Below are 1,583 nucleotides of genomic sequence, written 5' to 3'. Positions count from 1 at the left end.
GGCGAGCGCATTGCCGTGGCGCAGGAATCCGGCTTCCGCAATGAGATCGCCCGCGATGGGGCGCTTCGCACTGTGATGCCTTTCCTGGTTCTCGTTCCGGTTCTGCTGCTGATTGTCGCCGACCTGGTGCGCAAGATGTTTCGCCCCATTGCCGCGCTCTCCCAGGAAATTGACCAGCGCGCCGAGCAGGAACTGCACCCCGTCGAAGACCGTCACCTTCCGGTCGAGGTGCGGCCGTTCGCCGTGGCGATCAATCGCCTGCTCGCTCGTGTCGGCCAGTCCATGGAGTCACAGCGTCGCTTTGTGGCGGATGCCGCGCACGAGCTGCGCTCGCCACTGACCGCCCTTTCGCTGCAAGCAGAACGACTGGCGGAAGCGGAAATGTCCGGCCTGGCGCGCGGACGATTGACGGTGTTGCGCCAAGGGATCGAGCGCGGCCGAAGCCTCCTGGATCAACTCCTGACCTTGGCCAGTGCGCAGTCGGCCGCCGACTCGCCGAAGTCGCCCGTATCCGTCCAGCGCATCTACCGCCGTGTTCTGGAAGACCTCATGCCGCTGGCCGAGGCCAAGCACATCGACATCGGTGTCGAAGGCATGGAAGACGCCGAAGTTTGGGTGAGCGAGCTGGACATGATCGCCGTGGTCAAGAACCTGGTTGATAACGCAATCCGCTACACGGCAGAGGGGGGGCGTGTCGATCTTTCGGTGTGTGTGTCGGACGGGAAGGCCGCGTTGCGCATCCGGGACAACGGACCGGGCATCCCGTTGACCGAACGGGAGCGGGTTTTTGACCCCTTCTACCGCACGCTGGGCAGCGACCAGATCGGTTCTGGCCTGGGGCTCTCCATCGTCCAAACGATTGCCAATCGTGTCGGTGCGGAAATTCGCCTCGACTTCTCCGACCTGGAGAAGCTAACCGGTCTGGACGTCACCGTCCTCTTTCCGACTGCCGCCACAGCCCATGCAGTTCCGAAGGTGTCGGATTAGGCCATACCCGATCCTGACGTCAGGCAAACCCTGTCAGGACCGTCAGGCTAGGGTCGCTGATCGATTGTTTGACGCTCGACTCTGCAAGTCATAGATTTCAAGCTGACATTTTCACCGGAAGTCTGTCATCAACGGTCAGCCTGTAGGCTATGTGCGGGTTAGTACGTTCGAGCAGCATGCCGAGCGCCAGGTCGACGGAATCGACCTCGACCGTACCTTCACCGACAAGGCATCGGGAAAGGACACCAAGCGGCCGCAACTCGACGGCACCGTTTCACACCAAGATCATCAATTCGACGGTGCGTGACGCCACCCATGTGCTCGATGGCTTGCTGTATCACGAGACGGAACAGCGTATCGAGGAGCACTATACGGACACGGCCGGCTTCACCGACCACGTGTTCGCGCTATGCCACTTCCGCGGATTCGAATCTGCGCTGGGCATCGCCGATTTGGCCGACAAGAATCTGTAGGTGCCGGGCAAGACTGGGGACTGGCCGGCGCCGTCGCCGCTGATCGGCGGCTCAATCAGCCGGAAACTGATTGGAATTCGACGACGTGGTCCGCTTGGCCGCGTCGATCAACAAGGCACGGCG

2 protein-coding genes and 1 pseudogene are annotated in these 1,583 nt (G+C 61.8%); all 3 read left to right on the top strand.

Going from position 1 to position 1,583, the window contains the following annotated elements:
- Window positions 1–987, top strand: a 987-nt coding sequence (locus JMY24_RS37990) for an ATP-binding protein (protein ID WP_201704116.1), incomplete at its 5' end; no start/stop codon positions are given.
- Window positions 988–1,138: 151 nt separating this feature from the next.
- Entirely contained in the window at window positions 1,139–1,294 is a 156-nt protein-coding gene (locus JMY24_RS37985; protein WP_236597786.1) for a recombinase family protein, read from the top strand.
- A pseudogene (locus tag JMY24_RS39865) lies at window positions 1,254–1,583 on the top strand (Tn3 family transposase); the annotation flags it as partial. The gene JMY24_RS37985 and the pseudogene JMY24_RS39865, both read left to right, overlap by 41 nt.

The organism is Paraburkholderia kirstenboschensis (assembly GCF_904848585.1).
Taxonomy (GTDB): Bacteria; Pseudomonadota; Gammaproteobacteria; order Burkholderiales; family Burkholderiaceae; genus Paraburkholderia; species Paraburkholderia kirstenboschensis.
This window is presented reverse-complemented; position numbering and strand designations above follow the sequence as displayed.